The following is a 23,519-nucleotide window of genomic DNA, read 5'->3' on the forward strand; positions in this document are numbered from 1 at the left end:
AAGGCGGGCCCGCGCCGTGGCGGTCGGCCAGGGCGAGCGCCGCGAAGAAGCGCCACGCCGCGGCCAGGTGATTTCCTGCCCGGAGCCCTCTATGTGACGGTGGGGAGTCCGCCCTCTGCTGCTGGGAGCGGCGGGCCGTACCATTGCCTCCCAGCGACCCGTCCAATCACATAGAGGCAGATGTTGAAGGGCAGCAGATACGTGAAGAAGAAGGGCATCGTGAGGAACTCGGAGCCCGAGACCTCATATTCGATGGATGCGATCTCTTTCTCCTCGCCTTGGGTGAACAGCACCTCCCGATAGGCAAAGAGGTCATTGCTGAGTTCTCCCGACGTGCAGGTGATCAATCGCATCTGCCCCGAGTCGCCTTGCACGGTGATCGCCTTACCTCGTCGTGACGAGGCCCAGTTCCCGCAGACGCTCTCAATCTGCGGACGAAGTTCTTCCACCGACTCCGTCCGAGAGAGGTCTCCCGGTAACGTGATCACCGCCGCCATCAGCCGGTCATGCATGCACCTGGACGTGAAGTCGAAGAGCGGGCATCCGATGAACTCGCTCGGCACGATGGGCTGAGTCGGACGCAGCTCCACATCCCCGTTCGGGTCGCTCCTGAAGGACGTCAGTGCTTCGAGTCGGCGCGAGGCGGCCAGCACGCCCGCTCCACTTGGCGGCGTGATGAAGTAACCCCAGAGGCTGTAGCAGAAGACCGAGGCCTCGAGACCGCTGATGAACACCAGCGCGAGGACGACGAAGGCCTTGTTCAGCATGGCGTCGAATCCCTCCAGGGATTCCGGGTGACGCGCCGGCAGCGCCACACAGAAGAATCCCTCGCCATCCTACCTGGAAGACTCGTGCACCGCCGCCCCTCCCATGTCCGGCATGGGACGGGAGGGGCGTGATTCCAGCCATCCTCGAGCGGAATCGAGGACGGCCGTCAATGCGCCGCGACTAGAACGCGCAGGCCCACCGGTAGGGAGGCCGCGTCGCGCCAGCTCGGAAGCACACGCAGGAGCTCTCCCACGAGCCGGACGTCTCCACGATACAGCAGGGCGTCTCGGCGTTGAGGGAGTTGCAAAGCTGGCCCTGAAGCGTCGTGCAGAGCGGCAGGGAAGGGTCGCACTCCTGCGGCTCCGGCGGAGGGCACGGGATGTCAACGCCGTCGCACGTCACGCCCACGTAGTGGGTCGCGGAGCACGTCGTCGACGAAGACGGACAGCTGACCGTGCCCTGCTCGCAGGTCGCGGTACATCCAGTCAGCTCCTGGGCAGCGCCGGTCGCGTCCTCGACGGCGAGTTCGTCCGACGGAGTTCCGCAACCGAATGCGAGCACGGCGACGCATCCCAGCAACAACAGCTTCAAGCGGTTCATGGAGAATCCCCTGATGTGAAGATGTGCGAGCGAAGGACGACCGGGCCGCGCGCATCGTCGGGGATTCAAGTGCGGGGAGCAACCTGGGTCGATTCCAGACACCTGAGTCGTCCCGGCCCCGCATCCCGTGACTCGTCACTTCTCGCAGGTCAGGTCGTAGCCGGTGTTCCAGCTCATGCCATCCATCGAATACTGGCCGCGCAGGGTCAGCATCCCAGGCGAGACGAGGTGCTCGGTGTCCTGGATCTTCATCCTGCCCATGGGGCCGGTCGACTCGCCGACCCAGGTGACGCCGTCCGTGGACGAAGACGTGGCATCGCCTCCCATGTTGTCGAGGATGACATTCCTCCACGTGCGAGCCGTTGAATCGAACGTCCGGTACGACGTGAACTTGTAGGGGTACTCACCGGACACCGCCACGAAGTCGGTGCGCAGCCAGGCCTTGTCGAGCTCGAGCCGGGCCTCGAATCGGACTTTGCTCGGGCTCGCACCGCCGGGTCCGTGGATGGAGCCGTTGCAGGTCCAGGTCCCGGTCAGCTCCCTGGCGGCGTCAGACACTGCTGACGCCGCAGGGGCCGCGGATTCGGCCATCGAGGGTTGCACGGAGGCGGTGTTCGAGGACGTGCCTCGACAGCCCATCAGGCAGACAACGGTGACGAACACGGTGAGGGTCGGACGCGCGAGCAAGAGATCCTCCGGGAAGGCTGCTGTGAATGCACAGGGCATCTAAAGCAGCCTCGCTCCATGAGGACAGGGCGCCGTTTACGCGAGGATCGGCGGATCCGAGGGTGGGTTCGGATTAGAGGCCGTTGATGTACAGGCGGCCTGCTCCGCAATCGCCGCTGTAGCCGTCGACGATGATGAAGAGTTTGCGGCCCTTGGGTTGGTCCCGGAGCACGACTCGAGACCGATAGTTGCCATCCGCCCAATCGTCATTGCAGGCATAGACAACGCCCGTGTCCGCGGCCCTGCGGACCTCCAAGATCGTGTCGTACGACGACCCGTAGGTGGTGATGGAGTAGTCCCCGGTGACAGGAACCGTCCACGTGTACGACATGTCCCGCGCCGCGCCCGTGCCGCAGGTCGTGCGCCACTCGTTGTTGGCGGCGCAGCTATCGAATGAGGCGATGTGGCCCAGCGCACTGCCCAGATGCCCCCCGAACGTCGCCTGCGACACGCTGCCGTCCTCTCCTGGCTCTTCGACTTCGGGCGAAACGTCCTCCGACCGAGAAGGAGCGCCGACGTCGCCTTCGTAATCGGGGCCGCAGGCGCTCAACAGCAGGGCACAGCTCAACGACGAAAAGACTGCTCTGGGAGGGATGGGCATGTCTGGACCGGCGGGGGTGCGCGCCCAATGCTTGTCATGACAGGCTGGGCGGTCAGGCACCAGGGAGTGTGCCTGGCTGCTCTATCCTTGGGTCCACGGCTGGAGCCGGCCACTGTCTCTGTCGGGCAGGTCTCCGTCCGCTGATGGACGCTGGTGGCAATCACTCACCGAGCGAGCGTCGGCGCCTGCTGGAACGGCCGCGCGTCCTTGGGAATGTCGATGGTGAAACGGGTGCCACGCTCGGGAAGGCTGTCCACGGTGATGGTGATGGGCCGCTCCGAAGAGCCGTACTGCACCGCGTTGCTGGTCAGGTTCTCCACCGCGCGCCGCAGCGGCTCGGGCGCGGAGTACCCCCGGACCTGTGAACGCCTGGCTTCAAAGCCGGGCGCCAGGCCGAGTCCCAGGCAGGCCCGGCGAGCTCCTGTCCGCAGGGCTCGCCGACGGAGCGTATCGGCTCACCGCTGTAGTCCTGGCAGCAGCGGCCCGGCGCCGAACTCCGGCGTCGCCGCGAGCCTGCGCAACGCCAACGTCAACAACCCCAGCACCTCCAGGCGCGTCAGCCCTTCCTCATCGCTCCACACCGTGAGGCTCAACGGCGGCGCCATGTTCCGCCGCGCGCTCTCACACGCCTCATCCCAGAGCCGGTGCTCGACGACCTGGGCCGCCGATGGCTCCGCCGGGAAGGGCCGCCGCAGCTCCTCGCGACTCGACTCCTTGCGCGTCTCGGCCAGCAGCTTGTCGAGGTACGCGTGGGCCTCCGGGGACATACGCACCTGTCGCTCGACCAGGTGCCGCGCGGCCTTCAAGTCCGGGTCCCCCGAGGCAATCCGGGTCCGGAGCTCCTTCAAGGCCTGCGTGAGCGTGTGGCGAAGCATCCGTGAGCCTCCCGCGACTGGTGGGGACCCGCTCCAACACCAACACCCTGGCCATGCGCACGCCGCACGGCCACCGCCCAGCGTGCCACGTCCGAGCCCCGCGCCTCCAATCCCGGCCCCGCCCCTGATGACGACCGTCATCACCCCCTTGCCCCCAGACATCACCGCCCCCGCCCGAAATCGTCCCCTCAAAACCGCAACCCACTGGAATCACGAGCCCCAGGTGACGGAGTCGAAGTGGGGAAGGGTCGGCACGGCGAATGCTCCAGGGCTTCCACGTCACCGACTCCCACTCCGAGGCGATCCCCCATGAAGCTCCGCTCCCGCCCGTCGTTCTCCACGCCGGCCCCCAAGACGGACACGACGTCGCGCCCCCGCTCCAACAGCACCCCGGCGAAGCCCGAAACGACGTCGCTGCCCAAGGCCCGTCCGTCCGCCACGGAGCTCCAGGATGGGAAGAACCACCTCAAGCCCACCGACTACGGCGTCACGCACCCGGACCTCCCGGGCATCCGGACCCGCCGCGATGGCGGCCAGAGCGGCGCCCAGTTCGCGGACTTCACCCGCGACACGCGCGAGTCCACCCACACGTTGATGAACCGGCCCACCGGCAATCGCATGTTGACGGAGCTGGACGGCCGCACCCAGGCGCTCAACCCCGGCCAGACGGGCACCGTGCGCAACCCCATCACCTCCACGGACATCTACTCGGGCCGCAACGCCGACATGCCCATGTCGCACCTGCCGAGGCACCAGGGCACCTACGAGTCCATCCGCCCGGCCTACCGTCACGATGGCCAGCCCAGCGCGGGCCTGCCCAGCCGCATCAACTACGATGAGACGGCCCCCGGCAACATGCGCTTCAACAGCCTGGGCCACGAGTCGGTCCACGCGTGGCGCGCCTCCAACGGCCTCCAGGTGGGCTCCATCGAGTCGAGCAAGCACGCCAACGCCGACGTCTTCAAGCGCTACCCCGACTTCGCCGACAACATGAAGGCGAACCTCAACCGTCGCACGATGCTGACCGAGGAGTTCGAGACGGTGGGCCTGAAGCCCACGCCGCACACGCCCGCGGGCTGGGCGCCCACGGAGAACAAGATCCGCGCCGAGCACGGCCTGCCCAGCCGCAATGACTACTCGGGCCGCGCGCCGAACCTGCCCAACCCGACGAACGAGGCCATCCAGCGCTACGACGAGGGCTCCGACAATCGCAGCGTCTTCCAGAAGATGATCGGCACCCCGACCCCCATCGGGAAGATCCTCGGCGACATCGAGGGCTGAGCACCCCCGACGCCCGGCTCCCACAAGGGGCCGGGTAGGGGAATGCGAGGAGGCAACTGCCGGACTTCCGGGCCCGCTCCGTATACGTCACGGACTGTTCTCCGGAGGCGTCGTGAGCCAGCAGGCTGGGATGAAGAGGGGCGCCGCGCTCCTGGGAGTGTTCTTCGTGATGGCATGCGGCTCGCCCGCGCCGAAGAGCGCCGAGCCCGCCGCGCTGGTGTCCCAGCAGACGCGGGTCCTGACGGCCTCGCCCACGTACAACCGGACGGGCTTCACGCAGACGACGCTCGCGGATGGGCGGGTGCTCGTCGCCGGAGGCACCGCGCAGGGCGCTCCCGCCGACTTCCGCGCCACCGAGCTCTACACGCCGGGCGCCTCGACGCCGTGGAGCACCACCGGGGACATGGTGGTGGCGCGGTACGAGCATGCCGCCACCCGGCTCCAGGACGGGCGCGTGCTCGTGTCCGGAGGCATCACCCCCCTGGGAAATGGCCGCGACGCGGAGCTGTATGACCCGGCCACGGGGACGTGGACCGCCACCGGCTCGCTCATCGCGGCGCGGGCCCGACACACCCAGACGCTGCTCCAGAACGGCAAGGTGCTGGTGGTGGGCGGCGACGGCACCGCCACCACGCAGGGCCTTGGCTCCGCGGAGCTGTATGACCCCGCCACCGGCACGTGGACCCTCGCCGCCTCGCCTTCGAGGGGCGGGTACTCCGGCCACACCGCGACGCTGCTGCGCAATGGCGACGTGCTGCTCCTGGGAAACCGCAACCAGCACGAGCGCTATCGGCCGAGCACCAACACGTGGATCGCCACGGCGAACAGCGGCGCGGTGCTCGCGGCGGGACACTCGGCGACGTTGCTGACGACCACGGTCAATGGCGAGGTGCTCGTCGTGGGGCCGCAGTGGCAGAGCGATGTGCCCAGCCAGATGGCCTCCCGCTACGACCCCGTCGCGAACACCTGGACGACCGCCATCTGGGCGCCGTTCCCTCGCGTCGGACACGGCGCGGTGGAGCTGAGCAACGGCTCGGTGCTGGTGGTCGGCGGATATCACCCGACGACGGGCGCGCCGGCGCAGTGGGTCTCGCGCTACGACATCGGCACGGGCGGCTGGACCGCGTTGACGGCGCTCGCGCTGGCGCGGCGGGACTTCGGCATGTCGCTCGTTGGAAACGCGCCGGACCAGGTGCTGCTCAACGGCGGGTGGAACGTCGACTCGAATGGCGTGTGGTCCCGCCAGCCCAGCGAGCTGTACTCGACGGGCTGTGTGCCGAAGACGTCGTGCCTGGCGAACAACTGGCAGTGCGGCAGCCCCTCGGATGGCTGCGGCGGCAAGCTGGAGTGTGGCTCCTGCGGGGTCGGCTACGAGTGCAACCCGCTGAACTACTGCGAGTCGAGCTGTGTGCCGGACCCCCTCCTCACCACCTGCCAGAACCGCTGCGGCTGCGTCGCCAACAACTGTGGGACGTCGGTGAACTGCGGCCCGTGCCCGGACGGCGGCGCGTGCCCGACGGGGCAGCAGCTGTGCTGTGACGGGGTGTGCCGCTCCAAGAACGAGTGTTTCATCATCGCCTGCGCCACCTCCGCGCAGCCCCACGAGTCCGTCGGACTGTCCTGCGCGCCGGAGTCCTGAACACGACGGCGCATCCTGGGCCTGGATCCAGAGCGGGGGGCGCAAGTACAACCCAGGTGTCAGGCGGGCACGACGCCCGCCGACCTGGGACGCATGCTCGCCAATCTCCATAACGCCGACATTCCCCGCCCCGTGCTCGACGTCATCGCGCGGCTGCGGGAGCTCAACCACGCCGTGTACCTGGTGGGCGGCTGCGTGCGGGACATGGTGCGCCAGGTCCCCCCGAAGGACTTCGACGTGGCCACCAGCGCGCTGCCGGAGGAGGTCCAGCGCGCCTTCCGCAAGGTCATCCCCACCGGCATCCAGCACGGCACCGTCACCGTCGTCCAGGGCGGCACGCATGTGGAGGTGACGACGTTCCGCTCGGAGGGGGACTACCTGGACGGGCGCCGGCCCAGCTCCGTCGCCTTCGAGCGCGACATCGTCAAGGACCTGTCCCGCCGCGACTTCACCATCAACGCGATGGCCTACAACCCGTTGGACCGCGACCTGGTGGACCCGTTCGGCGGCCAGACGGACCTGCGGGCCCAGCTCATCAAGTGCGTGGGCTCCGCGTTCGAGCGCTTCTCCGAGGATGGCCTGCGCCCCATGCGCGCGGTCCGCTTCGCCGCGGTGCTCGGCTTCTCGCTGGACTCGGCCACGCGCGACGCCATCCCCGCCACGCTCGGCGTCTTCCGCAAGGTCGCGCTGGAGCGCGTGCGCGAGGAGCTGGTCAAGCTGCTGCTGTCCCCGCGCGCCGAGGGCGGGCTCGTGTTGCTGGTGGAGACGGGGCTGTTGGACGTGTTCCTCCCCGAGGTGGCCCGCGCCGCGCCCGAAGAGGCCCGGCTCGCGCGCGCCGCCGTGCAGGCCGCGCCGGCGGAGGTGGAGGTCCGGATGGCCGCGCTCCTCGCGGACCTGGTGGACCGGAGCCAGGCCCGGGACATCGGCCTGCGCCTGAAGTTCCCCAACAAGGTCGCGGACCTGGTGGCGCTGCTCGTGGAGACCGCGAAGCTCGAGGAGCGCTTCGCGGACCCGGACCCCGCGCTGCGCCGGCTCCTGGCCCGGGTGGGGCTCGCGCAGCTGCCCGCGCTGATCACCGTGGCCCGGGCCCGCGTCCAGGCTCGGGCGCCCGAGCGTTCGGCGGAGCTGGAGCGGCTGTGCGCCCGGCTGGAGGCGCTCGCCGCCGCGAAGCCGCCCCTGGTGGCCAAGGACCTGGCGCTCACCGGCGGCGACATCATGTCCACGCTCGGGGTCGGCCCGTCGCCCATCGTCGGAGAGGCCACCCGCTTCCTCATGGACTCCGTGCTGGATGACCCCGCGCTGAACACCCGCGAGGCCCTGGCGCAGCGGCTCAAGGACTGGCACGCGGCCCGCCCGAAGGCTTGAGGCGGGGACTGCTCGCGCGGCGGTGCGCGGGCTGCCACCTGGCTCGGTCGAAGGCCCGAGGTGAGCCCCTCGCGCGGCGGCGCATGGCTTGTCAGAGGGGCCCCGAGGTTGGCGGCCCGGCGTCCGAGCTGACACGCGGCTTGCCAGAGCCGCCAGGGGCGGCTCGCTTCCCCTGTCGGGCGTGGGCCCACCGGGGCGCACGAGGGCGCGCCTGCTCTCGTGTCGGCCGGGGCTGCCCTGTCCAAGGGGGGCTCCCGGTCGGGTTCCGGGGGCATCCAGCGTCCTGCCGCGTGCGCCCGGAGGCCGGGGCGTGTAGGAAGGGACACCATGCGAGTCGTCGTTGCGATGAGCGGCGGGGTGGATTCCTCGGCCGCTGCCGCCCTGCTCAAGGAGCAGGGCCACGAGGTCATCGGCATCACCCTGCGCGTCTGGTCCTACGAGGGCAAGGCGAAGTGCGGCAGTTGCTGCAGTCCCGACGACATCGATGACGCGCGCGCCGTCGCCCAGGCGCTGGGCATCCCGTACTACGTCGCCAACGCGGAGGAGATCTTCCAGGACCGCGTCGTCAACCCCTTCGTCCAGTCGTACCTGGGCGGACGCACGCCCATCCCGTGCGTGGCCTGCAACCGCGACGTGAAGTTCAACTTCCTGCTCAAGCGGGCCCGGGCGCTCGGCGCCAGGTTGGCCACGGGCCACTACGCGCGCGTCGAGGAGCAGGACGGCCGCTACGTCCTGCGCCGCGCCGCGGACCTGGCCAAGGACCAGAGCTACTTCCTCTTCACGCTGGGCCAGGACGAGCTGCGCGACATCGTCTTCCCCGTGGGCGACATGACCAAGGCCCAGGTGCGCGCCGTCGCCGAGCGCCACGCGCTGCCCACCAGCCACAAGCCGGAGAGCATGGAGATCTGCTTCGTGCCGGACGGCGACTACGCGGGCTTCGTGGAGAAGGTCGCCGGCCCCCAGCCCGAGGGCGACATCGTCGACGCGGAAGGGCAGGTGCTCGGCAAGCACCACGGCATCCATCGCTACACGGTGGGCCAGCGCAAGGGCCTCAACCTGGGCGGCGGCCAGGTGCGCTACGTCCAGCGCCTGGAGCCGGACACCCACCGCGTCGTCGTGGGCAACGCCGAGGACACGGGGCGGGATCGCTTCGGGCTGCTCCAGCCCCACTGGGTGGACGCGCCCCCGTCTCCCGAGACGCCCGTGGAGGTCCGCATCCGCCACCGCCACGCCGGCGCCGCCGGGCGCGTGGAGATCTCCCCCCACGGGCTCGTTTCGGTGAAGCTGGAGGCGCCGGCGCGCGCCGTCACGCCGGGACAGGCCGCCGTGGTCTACGCTCAGGACCGGGTCCTGGGTGGTGGGTGGATCGTCTGAGCTCGAGTCAACCGGGAGGAGTACGGGACATGGCGCAGCGCCTCGTGGGATGCCTGCTGGTCGCGGCCAGTCTCGTCGCCGGCTGCAAGGAGCGCTCGGACAAGCCCATCGCCGGACTGCTCGCGGCCGGCGCCCCCGTGGTGCGCAAGGAAGGCAAGGCCGAGTACACCATCGCCGTGGGCGCGCAGCTCCTGGGCGACGTGAAGCTCACCGCCACCGGGCCCGCGGTGCTCGAGTACTTCGGCGGCGGCCTGCGCTTCCTGGAGAAGGGTGACACGCTGGAGGTGGGCGACGCGGACGAGGCGAAGCTGCACGGCTCCAACCTCCCGTCGTACCGCTGGGCGGACGGCGGCGTGCAGGAGGCGCCCCGCGCGCTGCGCATCGTCGCCGCCCGCTACACCAACGTGCAGGTGACGCCCAAGAGCGCGCACGAGGACGCGTACACGTCCACCCAGTACTTCGTCGCCTTCTTCACGCCCAACGGCCTGAGCCGGCTCGGCTCCGACACGAAGCACGAGGGGCCCCACCAGCCGCTGCCCGCGCCGCCGTTCCGCCCCAAGGTCCCCTTCATCCACGCCGGAGACCTGGGCGAGGGCGGGCTGGTGGCGGTGGTGGAGGACGGCTTCGCCGTGGCGGAGACGGATGACCTGGCCACCGCGGTGCTGCTGGAGGGGCGCGAGGTGCCGCTGGGCCGCACCGTGCGCCTGCTGGTGCCGGACGGCGCGGAGGTCACCCTCAAGGGCGCGGGCGGCGTCGAGGTGGAGGTGGAAGGGCCCGCCGACGTGCGCCTGCGTTGAGCCTGGACCCGGGGACGGTTTGTCCTCGCGGGGCCGGCTTCTGTAGAGTCCCTCGTCCCTCTCGGCCGGGGTGTGCCATGACGAGGAGTGAGCTCATCGAACGCATCGCGGAGCGTGCGCCCCACGTGCCGCGACGTGAGTTGGAGTCCATCGTCCACGCCGTCTTCGACTGCATGGCGGAGGCCCTCGTGGCCGGCCGGCGCATCGAGCTGCGCGGCTTCGGCGTCTTCTCGCTGCGCACCCGGCGCGCGCGCACCGGCCGCAACCCGAAGACGGGCAAGAGCGTCGCCGTGCCCGAGCGCCGCACGCTCTCGTTCGCCGCGGGCAAGGAGCTGCGCGCGCGCCTCAACGCGCCAGCGCCCCGACAGGAGCCCGTGGGCTCCGTGCTGCCGCCGGGGGTGCTCGCCACGCAGCCGCTCGCGTCGACGTCGCTCGCCCCTTAGCGGGGGCGCGGGCGCGCGGCTTTCCGTGAATTTGACCGTGTGGGAGGTGGGGCGTACCTTCCCTCGACGCCGACGCTACAGGCCGCAACACGGACTCGTGTGGCCCGCTCTGTCCGCGCGCGAGGATTCCTGAGTCATGCGTGATGCCCACCGGATGAAAGAGAAGTTCGATGTCTCTCTGGACAACCGGCAGATTGTCAGCCTGTTGATCGCCGGCATCGTGGTGCTCGGCGCCGTCTTCGTGCTGGGCGTCGTCGTGGGCAAGAAGCTCGCGGGCGATGCCCAGACGGCCAGCGCCCCCGACCTGCTCTCCGCCCTGGACGCCAACGCCCAGGCGCTGCAGGCCGTGCGCAAGGAGCCGCAGCTGACGTTCCAGGACGAGCTGACGCGCAAGGCCAGCGCGGAGCCCATCGCGCCTGTCGCGCCCAAGCCCGCCCCCAAGGCGCCCGTCGTCGCCGAGAAGCCCGTGGCGAAGCCCGCCGAGCCGGTGAAGACCGCCGCGCTCGCCCCGACGCCGGACCCGGACACCGGTGAGCTGCCCCCGGAGGAGCCGGCCGAGGAGCCCAAGGCCGTCGTCGAGGCACCCAAGCCCGTGGAGAAGCCCGCCGCCGAGAAGCCGGCCGAGAAGCCCGCGGCCCTCGCGGTGAAGCCCGCGGTGGTGTCCGGCAAGGTGGAGGTGGCGGCCGTCCCCACGCGCACGACGCAGAAGGAGGGTGGCGGACTGAAGGAGGCCATCGCCCGGGCCGCGCAGTTGCCGGACCCCGCGGTGAAGGGTGGGGCGTTCACGCTCCAGCTCTCGGCGTTCCAGGACAAGCAGGAGGCCGAGCGTTTCATGGGTCGGTTGCGCGACCGCGGCTATGCCCCGTATATCGTCACCGCGGAGGTGGCCGGCAAGGGCACCTGGTACCGCGTGCGCATGGGCACCTTCGCCTCGAAGGACGCTGCCACCCGGTATCTGTCAGACTTCAAGCGAGAGACGCAGCTCGACGCGTTCGTGGCCGGCACGAACTGAAGAGCGGCCGAGGAAGACAGGAAGCACCATGACGACGACGAGGCGGGTGGAGAAGCCCTGGGGCCACGAGCTCATCTGGGCCCACACCGAGCGCTATGTGGGCAAGCTGCTGCACGTGAAGCAGGGCCACAAGCTCAGCCTGCAGTACCACAACCAGAAGGACGAGACGATCCACGTCCAGAGCGGCAAGCTGCTCTTCGTCGTCGACGAGGGACAGGGGCTCATCGAGAAGGAGATGAACCCCGGCGAGAGCTACCACATCAAGCCGCTCACCAAGCACCGCATGGTGGCCCTCACCGACTGCGACATCCTCGAGGTGAGCACCCCCGAGCTGGATGACGTCGTCCGGCTGGAGGACTCCTACGGTCGCACCGGCACCAGCAAGCCGTAGCCGTCCTCGCCGCACCCGGAAGGTGGACGCGGCCCGGCGCCTTCAGTCGCTGGCCGCGTTGTTGGGATTGCGGGTCCACTTGTCGACGGTGCCGTCGCCGTCCAGGTCCTCGCCGATGCGGTCCACCTGGCCCTTCTCCCAGTACTCCCAATAGTCCACGCGGCCGTCGCCGTTGGTGTCGCGCTCCTTGCGCACCAGCACGCCGCGCTCGTAGTACGTGACGCTGTCGGGCTTGCCGTCCCCGTCGAAGTCCCGCTCGCGGCGCGTGTTGGCCCCCTTCTCGTAGAAGTAGGTGGCGTCCACCTTGCCGTCGTAGTCCAGGTCCATCACCTCGCGCATCAGCGCGCCGGACTCGTCGAAGAAGCGCGTCAGGTCCACGCGCCCGTCCCAGTTCAGGTCCAGCTCCTGGCGCACCTTGCGCAGCGTGTCCGAGCCCTCCACGTCCACCGTGTACGTCCACACGTCGGGCTTGCCGTCGCCATTCACGTCCTGCGCCGTGACGTGCTCGCCGCGCGCGCGCTCGGGCTGCACGGACTCGCCGGTGGTGGTGGGTGAGGATTGACCCGAGGCGCCCTGCTTGGGCCCGGAGGCCTTGTTCCCGGCACAGCCCGCGAGCAGGCCCGTGGTGACGAATCCGAGGAAAATCCAGCGCTTGCCGACTGTCATCCGGGGCTCCCGCGACGATGGGGCGTCTGGGCCAGGACATGTGCACGAGATGCTTCCGCGCGCCACGTCATTCCATATATTTTCACATATCGCCATGGCCCGAAAGAAAGTCAGCACCACCATCTACATTACCCCGGAGCAGAACGAGCTCCTCAAGGCGCTGAACCAGAAGACCAAGGTGCCCGTGGCCGAGTACATCCGCCAGGGCATCGACCTGGTCCTGGAGAAGTACAAGGCGCAGCTGCCGGGGCAGGCGACCTTCGACGAGATTTGAGAGAAGAAAGAGGCGGCACGTGAAGAGCATGCAGGGGAAGCGAGTGGTGGTCCTGGGCGGCGCGGGCTTCGTTGGCTCGCACCTGTGTGAGCGCTTGCTGGATGACGGCGCGGCCCGGGTGACGGCGGTGGACAACCTGATCACGGGCAATGAGGAGAACCTGCGCACGCTGAAGGGGCGCCCGGGCTTCTCGTACGTGAAGGCGGACATCACCGAGGGCATCCCCGTGGAGGGGCCGCTCGACTACGTGTTGAACCTGGCCTCGCCCGCCTCGCCCATCGACTACGCGAACCTCCCGCTGGAGACCTTGCGCGTGGGCTCCATCGGCACGGAGAACGGGCTGAAGCTGGCGGAGAAGCACCACGCCGTCTTCCTGATGGCCTCCACCTCCGAGGTGTATGGAGACCCGTTGGTGCACCCGCAGCGCGAGGACTACTGGGGCAACGTCAATCCCATCGGTCCGCGCTCGGTGTACGACGAGGCCAAGCGCTACTCGGAGGCGATCACCGCGGCCTACGGGCGCAAGGGCGTGCAGGTGCGCATCGTGCGCATCTTCAACACCTACGGCCCGCGCATGCGCCTCAACGACGGCCGCGTGGTGCCGGCCTTCGTGGGCCAGGCGCTGCAGGGCGAGGACTTCACGGTGTTCGGTGACGGCAGCCAGACGCGCTCGTTCTGTTACGTGAAGGACCTGGTGGACGGCCTGGTGCGGCTGGCGCTGTCGGACGAGCCCAACCCGGTCAACATCGGCAACCCCCGGGAGATGACCATCCGCCAGTTCGCGGAGGCCGTGCGCACGGCGGCGGGCGGGGGCGGGAAGATCATCGAGAAGCCCTTGCCCAAGGACGACCCCAAGCAGCGTCAGCCAGACATCACCCGGGCCCGCACGCTCCTGGGCTGGGAGCCCAAGGTGCCGCTGGAAGAGGGTTTGCGAGAGACCATCGCGTACTTCCGCGAGGTTGCCGTGCGACGCTCCCCGGCATAGGTTGCCGCCGCGAGTGATCCTGGATGTGAAGACGGGTCCGGCCACGGCCGGATGGCGGGGAGAGCGATAGCGTGAAAGTCCTGGTGACGGGTGGCGCGGGCTTCATTGGCTCGCACGTGTGTGACGAGTTCCTCCGGGGTGGGCATGAGGTCATCGCCCTGGATGACCTGTCCGGCGGCCGGAAGGAGAACCTGGACCCTCGCGTCCGGCTGGCGGTGCATGACATCCGCAGCCGGGAGGCCTCGGAGCTCATCAAGGCGGAGAAGCCGGACGTCCTCTGCCACCTGGCCGCGCAGATGGACGTGCGGCGCAGCGTGGACGACCCGGGCTTCGACGCGGACGTGAACATCCGCGGCATGCTCAACCTCCTGGAGGCCGCGCGCGTCTCCGGCGTCAAGAAGGTCATCTTCAGCTCCACGGGCGGCGCCATCTACGGAGAGCAGGACGTGTTCCCCGCGCCGGAGTCCCACGCCACGCGGCCGGTGTCGCCGTACGGCGTCTCCAAGGCGGCCGGCGAGCTGTACCTGGGCTACTACAAGGCCCAGTACGGCCTGCCGTACGTCGCCCTCCGGTACGCGAACGTCTACGGCCCGCGCCAGAATCCGCACGGCGAGGCGGGCGTGGTGGCCATCTTCTGCCAGCGCCTCTTGTCCGGGCAGGGCTGCACCATCTTCGGCGAGGGCAAGCAGACGCGTGACTTCGTCTTCGGTCCCGACGTGGCCCGCGCCAACCGGCTGGCCTTCGAGAAGGACTACGTGGGCGCCATCAACATCGGCACCGGCGTGGAGACGGACATCAACCGCCTCTATGGTCTGCTGGCCGAGGCGGCCGGCTCGTCCGCGCCCGCGGCCCACGCCCCGGGCAAGCCGGGTGAGCAGCTGCGCTCGTGCATCGACAACTCGCTCGCGAAGAAGGTCCTGGGCTGGGAGCCCACGGTGGACCTGCGCGAGGGCGCCCGCCGCACGGTGGCGTTCTTCCGCGAGAAGGCCGAGCCCGGCCGCGCCCACGGCTGAAGCCCGCCGGGTCGCAGGGCAGGGGAGTCCGGGAGGGGCCCTCGGGGTGCCTCCCGGGGTCCTGTCATGGCCTGGGGCGTGCCTCGGGCGGCATGATGCTTGGGGAACAATCGAGCGCCCCTGACGGGTTGCTCGTCGGGCAGTCGTTCGCGCGTAGATTTTCGCGCGGTTCGATGTTACTCACGCCCGCTTCTTTCGACGAGCGCCCCGAACATGCCGGCTGAAAACGCGCACATCCGCAACTTCTGCATCATCGCCCATATCGACCATGGGAAGTCGACGCTGGCCGACCGCCTCCTCGACAAGACGGGGACGCTGAGCAAGCGCGAGGCGCAGGCCCAGTTCCTCGACAACATGGACATCGAGCGCGAACGGGGCATCACCATCAAGGCCCAGTCCGTGCGGATGAACTACACGGCGAAGGACGGCAAGCAGTACGTCCTGAACCTCATCGACACGCCGGGGCACGTCGACTTCGCCTACGAGGTGAGCCGCAGCCTGGCCGCGTGCGAGGGCGCGCTGCTGGTGGTGGACGCGTCGCAGGGCGTGGAGGCGCAGACGCTCGCCAACGTCTACATGGCGTTGGATCACGACCTGGAGATCATCCCGGTCATCAACAAGATCGATCTGCCCAGCGCCGACGTGGACCGCACGCGCGCCGAGATTGAAGACGTCATCGGCATCGACGCGTCGGTGGCCGTGCCCGCGTCCGCGAAGGAGGGCATCGGCATCCACGAGATCCTCGAGTCCGTGGTGGCCCGCGTGCCCCCGCCGACGGGCATGCCGGACGCGCCCCTCAAGGCGCTCGTGTTCGACTCCTGGTACGACAACTACCGGGGCGTGGTGACGCTGGTGCGCGTGCTCGAGGGCACGCTGAAGCTCAAGCAGAAGATCAAGCTGTGGAGCAACAACAAGGTCTTCGAGGTCCAGGAGCTGGGGGTCTTCAGCCCGTTCTCCCGTCCGGTGCAGCAGCTGATGGCCGGCGAGGTGGGCGTGCTGGTGGCCAACATCAAGGAGCTCCAGGACGCCAAGGTCGGTGACACCGTCACGGAGGAGGCCCGTCCCACGGACGCGCCGTTCCCCGGCTTCCAGGAAGTCAAGCCGATGGTGTTCTCCGGCATCTTCCCGGTGGACTCGGACCAGTACGAGAACCTGCGCGACGCGCTGGCGAAGCTGAAGCTCAACGACTCCGCCTTCACGTACGAGCCCGAGTCCTCCACGGCGCTCGGCTTCGGCTTCCGCTGCGGCTACCTGGGCCTGTTGCACATGGAGATCGTCCAGGAGCGCCTGGAGCGCGAGTACAACCTGGACCTCATCACCACGGCGCCCAGCGTGGTGTACCGCATCACCACCAGCAAGGGGGACGTCCTGCTCGTGGACAACCCCGCGAAGCTGCCGCCGGTGCAGAGCATCGAGAAGTTCGAGGAGCCCATCCTCACCTGTCACATCCACGTCCCGAATGATCACCTGGGCGCTATCCTGAAGCTGTGCCAGGAGCGCCGCGGCGTGCAGAAGGACATGAAGTACCTGGGCAGCAGCGGTCAGCGCGTGCAGGTGACGTACGAGATGCCGATGGCCGAGGTGGTCTTCGACTTCTTCGACAAGCTCAAGAGCGTGTCGCGCGGCTACGCGAGCCTGGACTACGAGCTGACGGGCTACGAGGAGGCGGACCTGGCGCGCCTGGACATCCTCATCAACGGGGACCCGGTGGACGCGCTGAGCGTCATCGTGCACCGCGAGCGCGCGTACCTGCGCGGCCGCGAGGTGTGCCAGAAGCTCAAGGAGGTCATCCCGAAGCAGATGTACGAGGTGGCCATCCAGGCGGCCATCGGCGCGAAGATCATCTCGCGCGAGACCATCTCCGCCATGCGCAAGAACGTGCTCGCCAAGTGCTACGGCGGCGACATCAGCCGCAAGCGCAAGCTCCTCGAGAAGCAGAAGGAGGGCAAGAAGCGCATGAAGCAGGTGGGCACGGTGGAGATTCCGCAGGAGGCCTTCCTCGCGGTCCTGAAGACGGAGCAGTAGCCCATGAACGCCGCCAGTCCTTCGGCCACCCCTCCCGCGAAGCTGGCGTCCGTGATGGCGGCCCGGCGCACCCCTGAACAGGTGCGCGCCCGGCGCACGCTGGTGTGGCGGGAGATGCTCACCAGCCTGTGGGCCCCGCTGTGCATCATCGCCATCGTCCTGTTCCCGTACACGGTGCTCATCGAGTACGTGCCCACGGCGGCCTCGTGGGCGCAGCCGGCGATGAAGGGGCTGGGGCTGTTGATGGTGGCGTACTTCGCGGCGCTGCTCGTGTGGCGCAACGTGTCGCCCAAGGAGAAGCAGCTGCGGCGCCTGCGGCACGAGGCGCACGAGCTCATCTCGGAGAACGAGCGCATCCTCCAGAAGCCGGGCGTGCGGGAGAAGGTCTCCCCGGCGGTGGCGGAGCAGATCGCCGAGCAGGCGCTGAAGGTGGAGGGCGCGTCGGCGGCGGGTGACTCGGACGCGCTGGTGCGCGAGGTGAAGGCGCTGGAGGCGCTGACCACGCAGCACCTGGGGGCGTTCCGCAAGGAGTCGGCGGCGGACTTCGTGGGCGGCTTCGTGAAGATGCTGCTGGTGGCGCTGGTGTTCCGCACCTTCATCGTGGAGCCCTACCGGATTCCGTCCGGCTCCATGCTGCCCACGCTGCAGATCGGCGACCAGGTCTTCATCAACAAGTTCATCTACGGCGTGCGTGTGCCGTTCGCCAACGTGGTGCCGTTCGTCATCGTCCGGCCCCCCGCGCGCGGCGACGTCATCGTGTTCAACAACCCCGTCAACGAGGCCACCGACTACATCAAGCGTGTGGTGGGCGTGCCGGGCGACACGGTGGAGATGTACGACGGCGTGGTCCACATCAACGGTCAGCCGCAGGCGCGCCAGCTGGTGGACGGCGAGTACATCGTCCACAACATCACCGACAGCGGCCAGTGGTACGACCAGCAGGAGGCGCTCTACCAGGAGAGCCTGAGCGGCGTGCCGCACAGCGTGCTCCAGACGCCCACGCGCATGCCCCGCCACGAGGGCCCCTACGTCGTCCCCGAGGGCCACGTCTTCGTGATGGGCGACAACCGCGACAACAGCTCCGACAGCCGCCACGGCCTGGGCGTCACCGGCTACGGCCGCACGGAGTTCGTGCCGTACGGCCACATCAAGGGCAAGGCCATGGTGGTGTGGCTGTCCCTGGGCTACCACGGCCTGTTCCACGGGCTGTTCGGCGGCACCGGTCTGCGGTTGGACCGCTTCTTCGAGCCCGTGCGGTGACGTCGCCCGTCCCGGGTTGACGGGAGCTCCTGGCAATCGTTCCCCTCGTGGTTCGTAGAGGGGAGCGGTCGACCATGAGCTCCTCGCGTCCCTTCGCCGTGTCCGTGGTGTCGTTGCCCTCCCTGATGGCGACCCGGCGCACCGTCGCGCAACGGCAGGCCTACCAGCGGCTCCGGTGGCGAGAGCGGCTCACCAGCCTGTGGGCCCCGGTGCTCATCATCGCCGCGGCGCTGTTCCCGTACATGACGCTCATTGCGTACGTGCCCTCGGCGGCGAGCTGGGCGCAGCCGCTGATGAAGGGGCTGGGGCTGCTCATGGTGGCGTACTACGTCGTCCTCTGGGTCCGGCGTGGCGTCCAGCCCACCTGGTTCCAGGCCCGTCGCGCCGCGCGCGAGCAGCTCGACGAGAGCGAGCGGGCCCTGGCCCGGGCGCAGGCGAAGCAGGCATTGGCCGTGGGGACGGGCGAGCTCTTCGCCGAGCAGGCGCTGAAGGTGGAGTCAGCCTCGGTGCGCGGGGACGCGGACGTGCTGCGCGGCGAGGTGAAGCTCCTGTCGGCCCTCACGGAGCGGCACCTGGGCGCCTTCCGCAAGGAGTCCACCGTGGAGCTCTTCGGCGGCGTGGCGAAGTTCCTGCTCATCGCCCTGGTGTTCCGCACCGCCTGCGTGGAGCCCTATCGGATTCCGTCCGGCTCCATGCTGCCCACGCTGCACATCGGCGACTTCGTCCTCATCAACAAGTTCATCTACGGCGTGCGCGTGCCGTTCGCCAACGTGGTGCCGTTCGTCATCCTGCGTCCCCCGGCCCGCGGGGATGTCATCGTGTTCAACAACCCGGTCGACACGTCTGCCGACTACATCAAGCGCGTGGTGGCCGTGCCGGGGGACACGGTGGAGCTGTTCGACGGCGTGGTGCACATCAACGGCCAGCCGCAGGCCCGCCAGCTCGAGGACCCGGAGTTCGTCGTGCACGACCTCGCGGAGGGGACGTGGTTCGAGCGGCGGGAGGCGCTCTACCGGGAGGACCTGGGAGGGGTGTCGCACGCGGTGCTCCAGACGCCCACGCGGACGCCTCGCCACGAGGGGCCCTACGTCGTCCCCGAGGGCCATGTCTTCGTCCTGGGGGACAACCGGGACAACAGCGCGGACAGCCGCCACGGGCTCGGCAGGCCCGGGGGCTACGGCGAGCCGGCCTACGTCCCGTATGGCCACATCAAGGGCAAGGCGCTGGTGATGTGGCTGTCGGTGAGCCACGGCGGTCTGTTGCACGGACTGTTCGGCGGCACCGGTCTGCGGGTGGACCGCTTCTTCGAGCCCGTGCGCTGAACCACACCCAGGGGGCGAGCGACCCGCCGTCCCTCGGACGGTGCTTGACGCGCCGCACGGCCCGGGGTACGCGGCGGCCCCGGCCATGAGACACCTCCTTGGAATCGAAGGCTGGCGCCGGGACGAGCTCGAAGCGGTGCTCGACAGGGCGCGTGCGCACCTGCCCGGTGGCCCGGATGCCACCCACACCCTGCGCGGCAAGGTCGTCGCCAACCTCTTCTTCGAGGACTCGACGCGCACTCGCACCTCGTTCCACATGGCCGCCCGCGGCCTGGGAGCGGGCGTGCTCAACTGGAGCCCCTCCGGCTCGTCCACCTCCAAGGGCGAGACGCTGCTGGACACCGCCCGGAACATCGAGGCGACGGGCCCCGTGGCCATCGTCATGCGGCACCGCTCCTCGGGCGCGCCGCACCTCGTCGCCAGGCACGTGCGCTGCGCCGTCATCAACGCGGGCGACGGCACCCACGAGCACCCCTCCCAGGCGCTGCTGGACGCCTTCACCCTGCGCCAGCGCTGGGGCGGCCTGGACGGCCGCACGGTGCTCATCGTCGGCGACATCCTCCACAGCCGCGTGGCCCGCTCCAACCTCTGGTGCCTGAAGGCGCTGGGCGCGCGCGTGGTGTTCTGCGGTCCGCCCACGCTGATGCCCCCGGGGCTGGCGGAACTGGGCGCGGAGGTGACGCACAACCTGGACGCCGCGCTGCCCCAGGCGGACGCGGTGATGTGCCTGCGGCTGCAACTGGAGCGGATGGGCGAGGCGTTCCTGCCCTCCACGAAGGAGTACTCGCGGCTGTTCGGCCTCACCGCCGCGCGCGAGGAGCGGATGAAGGCGGGCGCGCTGGTGATGCACCCGGGCCCCATCAACCGAGGGCTGGAGCTGGCGCCCTCGGTGGCGGACGGGGCGCGCAGCGTCATCCTGGAGCAGGTGTCCAACGGCGTCGCCGTGCGGCGGGCCATCCTCGAGGTCTGCACGTCATGAGTGCCACGGTGCTTTTCCGCAGAGGCCGCGTCATCGACCCGCGCAACGGCGTGGACGGCGTGCGCGACGTCCTGGTGCAGGACGGCAAGGTGGCCCAGGTCTCCGACGCGCCGCTGTCCGCGCCCGCCGGGGCCGAGGTGGTGGACGCCGACGGCAAGTGGGTGCTGCCGGGCTTCATCGACCTGCACGTGCACCTGCGCGAGCCAGGCGAGGAGGGCAAGGAGACGGTGCTCACCGGCTGCCGCGCCGCCGTGGCCGGAGGCTTCACCGCCGTGGTGGCCATGCCCAACACCAAGGTGGTCAACGACAGCGGGCTCGTCACGGAGCTGGTGCTGTCGCGCGCCCGCGCCGCGAACCTGTGCCACGTGTATCCCGCGGGGGCCATCACCAAGGGCCTCAAGGGCGAGGAGCTGGCGGAGACGGGCGAGCTCATCTCCTCCGGCTGCGTGGCGATCACCGACGACGGCCGGCCGGTGATGAACGCGGCCCTGATGCGCCGCGCGCTCCAGTACGCCACGCAGTTCGGCGTGCCGGTGATGGTGCACGAGGAGGACCTCACGCTGTCCGCCGGTGGCGCCATGCACGAGGGGCCCACGTCCACTCGGCTGGGCCTGCGCGGCATCCCCGCGTCCGCCGAGGTGGCCATGGTGGCGCGCGACCTGGTGCTGCTCGAGGAGACGAAGGGCCGGCTGCACATCGCCCACGTGTCCTGCGAGGGCAGCGTGCGGCTCATCCGCGAGGCCAAGCGCCGGGGCCTCTTCGTGACGGCCGAGGTGACGCCGCACCACCTCATCCTGGATGACCGGGCGGTGGGGGACTACGACACGCACGCGAAGATGGCGCCGCCCCTGCGCGCGGACCGGGACGTGGAGGCGCTGCGCGAGGCCATCGTCGATGGCACCATCGACGCCATCGCCACGGACCACGCGCCCCATGGCGTGCTGGACAAGCAGGTGGAGTTCGAGAAGGGCATCAACGGAATCGTGGGGCTGGAGACGGCCCTCGGGCTGACGATGGAGCTGGTGCACGCGGGGCGGCTGGACGCGAAGCGGGCGGTGGAACTGCTCTCGCATGGCCCGGCGAAGGCGTTCGGCCTGCCGGGCGGCCACCTGGCCCCCGGGGCTCCGGCGGACATCACCGTGGTGGACCCCTCGGAGGAGTGGACGGTGGATGCCCACCGGTTCTATTCCCGCAGCCGGAATACCCCCTTCCATGGCCGTAAGCAGAAGGGACGCGTGGTGCAGACCTGGGTTTCTGGCCGGAAGGTGTACGCCGACGGTCAGGTGAAGGAGTCGCGGTGATGACGAAGCGGGCAGTGCTCGCCCTGGCGGATGGCACCACCTTCGAGGGTCGCGCTTTCGGCGCGGTCGGCGAGACGGTGGGTGAGGTGGTCTTCAACACGTCCATGTACGGCTACCAGGAGATCCTCACGGACCCCTCGTACGTCGGGCAGATCGTCACCATGTCCTACCCGGAGATGGGCAACGTCGGCACGACGCCGGAGGACGAGGAGGCGGGCAAGCCGCACGCGGTGGGCATGGTGGTGCGCGCCCTCGCGAGCCAGCCCTCCAACTGGCGCTCGAAGGAGTCGCTGGACGCGTACCTGAAGCGCCACAACGTCGCCGGCATCGAGGGCCTGGACACCCGCCGCCTGGTCCGCCACCTGCGCACCCACGGCGCGCAGATGGGCGTCATCTCCAGCGAGGGCCTGTCCCCGAACGCCCTGGCCGAGCGCGCCCGCACGGCGCACGGCATGGAGGGCCTGGACCTGGCCACCGGCGTGTCCACCAAGACGCCGTACACCTTCACCGCGCCCTCTCCGGACGTCTTCACGGGCATCGGCGAGGCCCACCCCCAGGGCGAGCCCCGCTTCGACGTCGTCGCGTACGACTACGGCCTGAAGAAGTCGATGCTGCACTTCCTGGTCGACGTGGGCTGCCGCGTGACGGTGGTGCCGTCCCACACCACGGCGGACGAGGTGCTGGCCCGCAAGCCCCACGGCGTCTTCCTGGCCAACGGCCCCGGAGACCCGGCGGCGGTGAAGGGCGCGGACCGCACGGTGGCGGCGCTGCTGGGCAAGGTGCCGGTGTTCGGCATCTGCCTGGGGCATCAGATCATGGCCCTGGCGCTGGGCGGCCGGACGTACAAGATGAAGTTCGGCCACCGCGGCGGCAACCAGCCCGTGAAGGATTTGACGACGGGCAAGGTGGAGATCACCGCGCAGAACCACGGGTTCGCCGTGGACGACGCCAGCCTCAAGGGCAAGGCCGTGGTGACGCACATCAACCTGAACGATGGCACGGTGGAGGGTCTGGCCGTCCCGGACGCGCGGGCCTTCAGCGTGCAGTACCACCCCGAGGCCTCTCCGGGCCCCCACGACGCACGCTATCTCTTCGGCCGCTTCGCGAAGCTGATGGCGGGGTAGGATCTACCACCCAATATGGACTCCCCGCTGTCACCGCTCTCCTACCAGCCGTACCTGGACCAGCTCATCGCCTTCGGCAGCGCGGAGTCCCGGAAGGAGGACCTCCTCGCGGCCAAGGCGGAGTACTTCCGCCTGACGGGAGAGGTCTTCGAGGACGACAAGCTCTTCGAGCTGCGCATGGCGTCGTTCCTCGACTTCTACCTCTACGACCGCGTCTCGCCGCTCACTGGCAAGACACCGGCCGCGGAGTTCTACGAGCAGCGGCTGGCCAACACCCCGCCCGAGGAAGCCAACGCCTTCCGCAGCTTCACCGAGACGGTCCACGGGCTCTTCGAGGTCCGCAAGCTGGCCAAGGGCCTGGTGCGGCTGCGCGAGCTGTACTCGGGCAAGGACTTCGACGTGACGGAGCGCCGCCACATCGCGGGGCTGGAGACGGGCGACATCCTGGAGGCCCGGCTCATCCCCTTCGGCGGGCACCTGCTGTTCTCCGCCGCGTTCTGCTACCACCCGCGCGTGGCGCTGAAGTCCATCAAGGCCGAAGTCAAACGCCGCAAGAAGAAGGAGCCGCAGCGCACCCCCAACGAGCTCGTCTGGGAGTGCGCCCGCCGCGCCCTCAACATGGACCGCTACCGCCAGCTCTCCGTCGAGAAGATCTACGACTTCGAGCAGAAGGTGCTCTGACGACGCGCGTCCACCGC

General features: G+C 69.4%; 24 protein-coding genes. 18 read left to right on the forward strand and 6 right to left on the reverse strand.

The features are described from left to right. Positions 1-89 precede the first annotated feature (89 nt). From K8640_RS13565 to K8640_RS13585, 5 genes are all read right to left on the reverse strand, one after another. Entirely contained in the window at positions 90-815 is a 726-nt protein-coding gene (locus K8640_RS13565) for a hypothetical protein (RefSeq protein ID WP_223747419.1), read from the reverse strand. 688 nt (positions 816-1,503) lie between these two features. Continuing rightward, positions 1,504-2,055, reverse strand: a complete 552-nt coding sequence (locus tag K8640_RS13570) for a DUF1579 domain-containing protein (protein WP_223747420.1) — start codon at positions 2,053-2,055, stop codon at positions 1,504-1,506. A gap of 112 nt (positions 2,056-2,167) precedes the next feature. Further along, positions 2,168-2,662 carry a hypothetical protein gene (locus K8640_RS13575; RefSeq protein WP_223747421.1) on the reverse strand — a complete coding sequence of 165 codons (495 nt, stop codon included), beginning with the start codon at positions 2,660-2,662 and terminating at the stop codon, positions 2,168-2,170. A gap of 197 nt (positions 2,663-2,859) precedes the next feature. Continuing rightward, positions 2,860-3,015, reverse strand: a complete 156-nt coding sequence (locus tag K8640_RS13580; protein WP_223747422.1) for a hypothetical protein — start codon at positions 3,013-3,015, stop codon at positions 2,860-2,862. Positions 3,016-3,150: 135 nt separating this feature from the next. After that, positions 3,151-3,570 carry a hypothetical protein gene (locus K8640_RS13585; protein WP_223747423.1) on the reverse strand — a complete coding sequence of 140 codons (420 nt, stop codon included), beginning with the start codon at positions 3,568-3,570 and terminating at the stop codon, positions 3,151-3,153. Positions 3,571-3,879: 309 nt separating this feature from the next. Here K8640_RS13585 and K8640_RS13590 point away from each other — a divergent pair, with 309 nt between their 5' ends. From K8640_RS13590 to K8640_RS13625, 8 genes are all read left to right on the forward strand, one after another. Next, entirely contained in the window at positions 3,880-4,851 is a 972-nt protein-coding gene (locus tag K8640_RS13590; RefSeq protein WP_223747424.1) for a M91 family zinc metallopeptidase, read from the forward strand. Positions 4,852-4,963: 112 nt separating this feature from the next. Beyond that, the gene (locus K8640_RS13595; RefSeq protein WP_223747425.1) at positions 4,964-6,490 is read left to right on the forward strand and encodes a kelch repeat-containing protein; all 1,527 of its coding nucleotides are present in this window, start codon (positions 4,964-4,966) and stop codon (positions 6,488-6,490) included. Between the two features lie 93 nt (positions 6,491-6,583). After that, positions 6,584-7,855, forward strand: a complete 1,272-nt coding sequence (locus tag K8640_RS13600) for a CCA tRNA nucleotidyltransferase (RefSeq protein WP_223747426.1) — start codon at positions 6,584-6,586, stop codon at positions 7,853-7,855. Positions 7,856-8,182: 327 nt separating this feature from the next. Further along, positions 8,183-9,229, forward strand: coding sequence for a tRNA 2-thiouridine(34) synthase MnmA (gene mnmA / locus K8640_RS13605; RefSeq protein WP_223747427.1), 1,047 nt, complete (start codon positions 8,183-8,185; stop codon positions 9,227-9,229). 29 nt (positions 9,230-9,258) lie between these two features. Then, complete coding sequence (locus K8640_RS13610; protein ID WP_141323298.1) at positions 9,259-10,026, forward strand: hypothetical protein; 768 nt, start codon at positions 9,259-9,261, stop codon at positions 10,024-10,026. Positions 10,027-10,103: 77 nt separating this feature from the next. Then, positions 10,104-10,469 (forward strand): integration host factor subunit beta, encoded by a 366-nt coding sequence (locus tag K8640_RS13615; protein ID WP_223747428.1) that lies wholly within the window; start codon positions 10,104-10,106, stop codon positions 10,467-10,469. 136 nt (positions 10,470-10,605) lie between these two features. Next, the gene (locus K8640_RS13620; protein ID WP_223747429.1) at positions 10,606-11,481 is read left to right on the forward strand and encodes an SPOR domain-containing protein; all 876 of its coding nucleotides are present in this window, start codon (positions 10,606-10,608) and stop codon (positions 11,479-11,481) included. A 28-nt stretch (positions 11,482-11,509) separates the two neighbouring features. Continuing rightward, positions 11,510-11,872 (forward strand): cupin domain-containing protein, encoded by a 363-nt coding sequence (locus K8640_RS13625; RefSeq protein WP_046714085.1) that lies wholly within the window; start codon positions 11,510-11,512, stop codon positions 11,870-11,872. Between the two features lie 42 nt (positions 11,873-11,914). Here the strand turns inward: K8640_RS13625 and K8640_RS13630 are convergent, their stop codons facing one another. Continuing rightward, entirely contained in the window at positions 11,915-12,538 is a 624-nt protein-coding gene (locus K8640_RS13630; RefSeq protein WP_223747430.1) for a hypothetical protein, read from the reverse strand. A 94-nt stretch (positions 12,539-12,632) separates the two neighbouring features. Between K8640_RS13630 and K8640_RS13635 the strand changes: the two genes are divergently transcribed. The 10 genes from K8640_RS13635 (at position 12,633) to K8640_RS13680 (ending at position 23,502) form a co-directional block, all read left to right on the forward strand. Then, positions 12,633-12,812 (forward strand): ribbon-helix-helix domain-containing protein, encoded by a 180-nt coding sequence (locus K8640_RS13635; protein WP_046714083.1) that lies wholly within the window; start codon positions 12,633-12,635, stop codon positions 12,810-12,812. Positions 12,813-12,840: 28 nt separating this feature from the next. Then, positions 12,841-13,797: a UDP-glucuronic acid decarboxylase family protein gene (locus tag K8640_RS13640; protein WP_223747431.1), complete on the forward strand. Its 957-nt coding sequence runs from the start codon at positions 12,841-12,843 to the stop codon at positions 13,795-13,797. A 71-nt stretch (positions 13,798-13,868) separates the two neighbouring features. Then, positions 13,869-14,810: an NAD-dependent epimerase/dehydratase family protein gene (locus tag K8640_RS13645; protein WP_223747432.1), complete on the forward strand. Its 942-nt coding sequence runs from the start codon at positions 13,869-13,871 to the stop codon at positions 14,808-14,810. Positions 14,811-15,023: 213 nt separating this feature from the next. Continuing rightward, a complete protein-coding gene (gene lepA, locus K8640_RS13650) occupies positions 15,024-16,835 on the forward strand; it encodes a translation elongation factor 4 (protein WP_141323305.1) in 1,812 nt (603 codons plus the stop codon). A 3-nt stretch (positions 16,836-16,838) separates the two neighbouring features. Further along, positions 16,839-18,095 carry a signal peptidase I gene (gene lepB, locus K8640_RS13655; RefSeq protein ID WP_223747433.1) on the forward strand — a complete coding sequence of 419 codons (1,257 nt, stop codon included), beginning with the start codon at positions 16,839-16,841 and terminating at the stop codon, positions 18,093-18,095. Between the two features lie 74 nt (positions 18,096-18,169). Continuing rightward, positions 18,170-19,417 (forward strand): signal peptidase I, encoded by a 1,248-nt coding sequence (lepB, locus tag K8640_RS13660; protein WP_223747434.1) that lies wholly within the window; start codon positions 18,170-18,172, stop codon positions 19,415-19,417. An 85-nt stretch (positions 19,418-19,502) separates the two neighbouring features. Continuing rightward, a complete protein-coding gene (locus K8640_RS13665) occupies positions 19,503-20,396 on the forward strand; it encodes an aspartate carbamoyltransferase catalytic subunit (RefSeq protein WP_223747435.1) in 894 nt (297 codons plus the stop codon). Next, positions 20,393-21,697 carry a dihydroorotase gene (locus tag K8640_RS13670; RefSeq protein ID WP_141323313.1) on the forward strand — a complete coding sequence of 435 codons (1,305 nt, stop codon included), beginning with the start codon at positions 20,393-20,395 and terminating at the stop codon, positions 21,695-21,697. Before K8640_RS13665 ends, K8640_RS13670 begins: the two co-directional genes overlap by 4 nt. Continuing rightward, complete coding sequence (gene carA / locus K8640_RS13675) at positions 21,697-22,821, forward strand: glutamine-hydrolyzing carbamoyl-phosphate synthase small subunit (RefSeq protein WP_223747436.1); 1,125 nt, start codon at positions 21,697-21,699, stop codon at positions 22,819-22,821. The genes K8640_RS13670 and carA overlap by 1 nt, the downstream gene beginning before the upstream one ends. Before the next feature lie 15 nt (positions 22,822-22,836). Next, positions 22,837-23,502, forward strand: coding sequence for a hypothetical protein (locus tag K8640_RS13680; RefSeq protein WP_223747437.1), 666 nt, complete (start codon positions 22,837-22,839; stop codon positions 23,500-23,502). Positions 23,503-23,519: the final 17 nt, after the last annotated feature.

The sequence above is a fragment of the Myxococcus sp. XM-1-1-1 genome, assembly GCF_020037095.1.
Taxonomy (GTDB): Bacteria; Myxococcota; Myxococcia; order Myxococcales; family Myxococcaceae; genus Myxococcus; species Myxococcus fulvus.